This is a genomic window from Planktosalinus sp., from assembly GCF_059864935.1.
The window spans coordinates 1-5,482 of record NZ_JCBCCK010000252.1 but is presented as its reverse complement, the minus strand read 5'-3'; the positions used below and the strand labels follow the sequence as shown (position 1 = coordinate 5,482).

The 5,482-nt window shown below is 43.1% G+C and carries 6 protein-coding genes; 4 read left to right on the top strand and 2 right to left on the bottom strand.

The genetic code is table 11. The features are described from left to right. Positions 1–934: diaminopimelate decarboxylase (locus AC6F75_RS08605; RefSeq protein ID WP_500714599.1), on the bottom strand; the 934-nt coding region annotated here is incomplete at its 3' end. 174 nt (positions 935–1,108) lie between these two features. On the opposite strand from AC6F75_RS08605, the gene sucC reads away from it, so the two are divergent. Both sucC and AC6F75_RS08595 read left to right on the top strand, forming a co-directional pair. Continuing rightward, entirely contained in the window at positions 1,109–2,299 is a 1,191-nt protein-coding gene (gene sucC / locus AC6F75_RS08600) for an ADP-forming succinate--CoA ligase subunit beta (protein ID WP_500714598.1), read from the top strand. 191 nt (positions 2,300–2,490) lie between these two features. Next, complete coding sequence (locus tag AC6F75_RS08595; protein WP_500714597.1) at positions 2,491–2,925, top strand: Hsp20 family protein; 435 nt, start codon at positions 2,491–2,493, stop codon at positions 2,923–2,925. Between the two features lie 85 nt (positions 2,926–3,010). Here AC6F75_RS08595 and rluF read toward each other — a convergent pair whose 3' ends face one another. Then, the gene (gene rluF, locus AC6F75_RS08590; protein WP_500714596.1) at positions 3,011–3,805 is read right to left on the bottom strand and encodes a 23S rRNA pseudouridine(2604) synthase RluF; all 795 of its coding nucleotides are present in this window, start codon (positions 3,803–3,805) and stop codon (positions 3,011–3,013) included. Positions 3,806–4,170: 365 nt separating this feature from the next. On the opposite strand from rluF, the gene cysQ reads away from it, so the two are divergent. Then, positions 4,171–4,965, top strand: a complete 795-nt coding sequence (gene cysQ, locus AC6F75_RS08585) for a 3'(2'),5'-bisphosphate nucleotidase CysQ (protein WP_500714595.1) — start codon at positions 4,171–4,173, stop codon at positions 4,963–4,965. Continuing rightward, positions 4,955–5,398 carry a DUF2061 domain-containing protein gene (locus tag AC6F75_RS08580; protein ID WP_500714594.1) on the top strand — a complete coding sequence of 148 codons (444 nt, stop codon included), beginning with the start codon at positions 4,955–4,957 and terminating at the stop codon, positions 5,396–5,398. Before cysQ ends, AC6F75_RS08580 begins: the two co-directional genes overlap by 11 nt. Positions 5,399–5,482: the final 84 nt, after the last annotated feature.

Genomic DNA, 5,482 nt, shown 5'->3' with positions numbered 1-5,482 from the left:
AAATGTTCTCAATATAATGCGTAACTCCGTAAAACATCGGGCGGATGAGGTGGTTAAAACCGCTGTCCACCTGAGCGAAAACCGTTGAGGTGGTTTGTTTGATTACATTCACCTTTACAAGAAATTTCCCGGCTTCACTTACCAGAAACTTTCCGGGTTCAAATGCTAGGGTCAATTCTTTGCCATATTCTGTGCAAAATTCATTAAAGCGTTTGCTGAGTTTCTTACCCAATTCTTCTACGTTTGTTTCGATATCACCCGGCTTATAAGGCACTTTAAATCCGCTGCCAAAGTCTATAAATTCGAGGGTTTTAAAGTTTTTGGCAGCATCAAATAAAATTTCGCTGGCATAGAGGAACACATCAATGTCCAGGATATCACTTCCGGTGTGCATATGTATGCCGTTGATGTTCATGCCGGTATTTTCGACGATGCGCAATAACAAGGGCATTTGGTGAATGGAAATCCCGAACTTGGAATCGATATGCCCCACAGAAATATTGGTGTTGCCACCCGCCATCACGTGTGGGTTGATTCTTAGGCATACAGGAACATTTGGGTGTTTGCCACCAAATTGCTCAAGGATCGACAGGTTGTCAATGTTGATTTGTACGCCCATTTCGGTAACGGCTTCAATTTCTTCAAGAGAAACCCCGTTGGGAGTAAAAATAATATCAGCGGGCTGAAAACCGGCCTTAAGACCCAACTGCACTTCCTGAATGGAAACCGTATCAAGCCCTGCACCCAGGCTTTGAAGGAATTTCAAAACCGAAATATTGTTGTTGGCCTTTATGGCATAATGAAACTTAACCTGTTTGACCTTTTTAAATGCTGATGTTAAACGTTTATACTGAGAAGCTATTTTCTCGGCATCATACACATAAACCGGACTTCCAAAGTCCTGAGCAATTTTTAAAAGGTCTTGATTTGTCATTTTTTTAAGGTTAAAATTAATTCATTTATAAGTTTGCAAAAGTATTCAACCCAAAGGACATTTAAATAAAAAACTTTCATAAAAGTGCTGTTTTAAAATAGAAAAAACATTGCTACACTCCCTAGCTTTTGTTACTTTTGCACCTTAAATTCACAAAACGAGAAACGCTTCATTATGAATCTACACGAGTATCAAGGAAAACAGATATTAAACAGTTTTGGCGTTGAAATCCAGCGCGGTTATGTGGCTCAAACCCCACAGGAAGCTGTTGAAGTTGCCAATAGACTAACTGAAGAAACCGGAACAAGCTGGTTTGTCATCAAAGCACAAGTTCACGCCGGTGGCCGTGGAAAAGGCGGCGGGGTGAAACTGGCCAAAGGCATTGAGCACGTTGAAGACATCGCCGGACAAATTATCGGGATGGACTTGATTACTCCTCAAACATCAGCCGAAGGAAAGCGTGTGCACCAGGTGCTGGTTGCTGAAGACGTTTACGGGCCCGGGGAAAGTGAGCCCAGCGAAATCTATATGAGCGTTCTGCTAAACCGTGCTACCGGAAAAAATATGATTATGTATTCTACCGAAGGGGGAATGGACATTGAAACCGTAGCCGAAGAAACCCCACACTTAATCTTCACGGAAGAAATTGACCCTGCAGTGGGCATTATGCCTTTTCAAGCCAGAAAAGTAGCCTTTAACCTGGGTCTTGAGGGCAAAGCCTTTAAAGAAATGACCAGGTTTGTTACGGCACTTTATACGGCTTACGATAAATCAGATTCTTCTTTATTTGAAATCAACCCCGTATTAAAAACTAGTGACAACAGGATTATTGCAGTTGATGCGAAAGTAACATTGGACGAAAATGCCTTATTCCGTCATAAAGACTATGCTGAAATGCGCGACCTGCGCGAAGAAAACCCGATAGAGGTTGAAGCAAGGGCCAAAGGGCTTAGCTATGTGGACCTTGACGGAAACGTGGGCTGTATGGTAAACGGTGCCGGACTCGCAATGGCAACCATGGATTTAATCAAGCAAGCAGGAGGTGAGCCAGCCAACTTCCTTGACGTTGGAGGAACAGCCGATGCCGAGCGCGTGGAATCAGCCTTTAAATTGATTTTAAAAGACCCTAAAGTAAAAGCCATACTGGTGAACATCTTTGGAGGTATCGTTCGTTGTGACCGTGTGGCACAAGGCATTGTTGATGCTTACAAAAACATCGGTGAAATCAATGTGCCGATAATTGTCAGGCTACAAGGAACCAATGCCGATATAGCAAAAGAACTTATCGACAACAGCGGATTGAATGTACTCTCTGCCATCGAGTTTCAGGAAGCAGCTGACAAGGTTCAGGAAGTGCTATCATAAGCAAATACTACTGTTTACAATACTTTCAAATCCCGGGTTGATTTATCCGGGATTTTTTTATGATTTTCAATTGACATTTTGGCACCTTATTAACACAAAATCAAGACATTGTGACTTATTTTTGTAAATGGAACTCATTTTGCATTGTAAGGTTTAGATAAAAGAAATGTCTAACCTAAAAATTAAATGTTATGAGTTTAATCAAAAGAAATCAGGACAGCTGGCTGCCATCCATTTTTGAAGATTTATTTAATGACAGCCGCTTGGCAGATGTGTCCACTTTTGGAAGCACATTGCCTGCCGTGAACATCAAGGAAACTGCTGACGACTTTCAAGTTGAGGTAGCAGTTCCGGGAAAGAAAAAAGAAGATTTCAACATCGAACTGGATCAGAATGTACTGACCATTTCCTCCGAAGAGAAATCTGAAAATGAAGAAACTTCAAACGATGGCCGTTACACTCGCAAAGAGTTTAACTACACAGCTTTTAAAAGAGCGTTTACACTGCCCGAAACAGTAGAACAAGAAAAAATTAAGGCGGTTTACAACAATGGCGTGTTGAGCATTAAAGTGCCCAAACGCGAGGATAGTAAACAAAAGCCAAAGAGAATGATTGCAGTTTCATAATTTATCCGCCTTCGGCGGATAAACAATAATTTGGTTGGTTAGTTAGTTGGACTGTCCCCTTCGCAATCGGGGGGCAGTCTTTTTTTTAGGACTTATTTTTTTTCGAACTTCGGCTCTTTAAAGGTTTTTCATTGGTCTTGGGATTTTCCGCTGCAGCTGTTTTTTTGGAATCCTGAACCATATTTTTGATAGTGTCCAGCTCTTCTTTGGTCAGGTCACGCCATTGACCAACCGGCAGTTTGTCCAAATCCACATTCATGATCCTGATGCGCTTCAGGGCAGTCACTTCATAACCCAGATATTCACACATTCTGCGTATCTGTCGGTTCAATCCCTGTATCAATACAATCCGAAATACAAACCGGCTGATGCGCTCTACCTTGCATTTTTTGGTAACCGTGTCCAAGATGGGTATCCCATTGCTCATCCGCATCACAAAATCTTCAGTAATGGGGCGGTCAACGGTAACGATGTATTCCTTTTCGTGCTGGTTTCCGGCGCGGAGTATTTTATTGACAATATCACCGTCATTGGTCAAAAAAATCAAACCCTCAGAAGGCTTGTCCAGCCGCCCGATGGGGAAAATCCGTTCCGGGTGGTTGATATAGTCGACGATGTTGCCTTCAATATGACGGTCGGTCGTGCAGGTGATGCCCACAGGCTTGTTGAATGCTATAAAAACCTCCTTTTCAGAAGCCTTTAGGGGTTTTCCATTGATAGTAACTTCATCCCCAGGCATTACCCGGTCGCCCAGACCTGAAATGATTCCGTTTACAGCGACCATACCTTGCTCAATCAAGCTATCAGCCTGTCTGCGGGAACAATATCCACTGTCACTAATGGCTTTGTTTAAACGTGTGGAATCGGGATGGTGGGACATGGGTGCTGTTTTAAGGGGGTAAAGATAATGAAGTTAGATTTTAGATGTGAGATTTTTGACCACGAAGTCTTTTCTGCGCGATGTCCTCCCCCTTTAGGGGGTCGGGGGGTGAGCACCGGGCGTAACTGCACTATTTGGAATTTCCCTTTTCGCAAAAATGATGACAAAAATGTAAGTGTTGAAAATTCTCTGTGAAACTCCGCACTTCTCTGTGCCACCCTGTGTAATAAAATATATGCGCTCAAAATCTGCGAACATCCGCGAAATCTGCGGGACACCACTTCAAATACTTCAAAACCTTTTTTTAAACCCAAAACACCCTCAAAAACTTCAGATTATAATACATTTGTAAAAACATTATTTCAATGCGCCCATACCTCAAAACAGCCATAGAAGCTGCACTCCTCGCCGGAAAAGAAATCATGAACATCTACAGCCGCGATTTTGAGGTCGAATTTAAAGATGATGCTTCACCACTCACCGAAGCAGACCTCGCAGCAAACACAGCGATAGTCAATCTACTCAAGCAAACACCATTTCCTATCATAAGCGAAGAAAGTGCACAACTTCCATTTGAAACACGAAAAACCTGGGAAACCTGCTGGATTGTTGACCCCCTTGACGGAACGAAGGAGTTTGTAAAGAAAAATGATGAATTTACGGTCAATATTGCTTTGGTCACAAAAGGCATTCCTGTGATGGGCGTTATTCTGGTTCCTGCGGAAAAACTGTTGTATTTTGCAATTGTGGAAGAAGGAAAAGCCTATAAAGTGTCCACAGCAGGAGATACCAATACTGAAGCCCTTTTCGCGAAAGCAGAATCCATACTGCCAAAGTCACACCCTTCAAAAATACGTGTAGTGGGCAGCCGCTCACATATGAATGATGAAACGCTGGCGTTTATGGAACAATTGAAAGACAAGGGAAAGGTTATCGAAATCGTTTCCAAAGGGAGCTCCCTGAAACTCTGCCTCATCGCCGAAGGCAAGGCCGATGTGTACCCGCGTTTTGCCCCAACTATGGAATGGGACACAGCAGCCGGCCATGCCATTTGTAAGGCTGTAGGCGTTACTGTGAAGGATATGACCACCGGAATTGAAATGCAATACAACAAGGAAAACCTACTCAACAATCATTTTTTAGTAAGCAATGAGGGATAACTCACATAAACGACACGCATTAAAAGCTGTCACTTGGCGGATAATAGGCACACTGGATACCATGCTGCTTGCGTGGATCATTTCCGGCGACCCATTAATTGGGGTGAAGATTGGTTTTGCTGAAGTACTCACTAAAATGCTTTTGTATTATCTTCACGAAAGGGTTTGGTTTAAAATCAATATAACCAGAGACGGTATCCTGCGGGAAAGCCGGAAACGACACCTTGCCAAAACCGTTACCTGGAGGGCAGTGGGTACAATGGATACGATGCTGATATCCTGGATTATCACCGGAAACCCGCTCATTGGTGTCAAAATAGGTATTGCTGAATTGCTCACCAAAATGATTTTGTATTACCTGCACGAGCGGGCGTGGTATCGCATCAACTTTGGCTTGAGCCACAGAAATAAAACAGAAGAATATGGCAAATAACATCATCAGGCACGAATATGCCACTACCCGGCAGGACAGGGAAAAAGCGCACAACCACCGCGCCTTTGTGCTTTGGTTTACCGG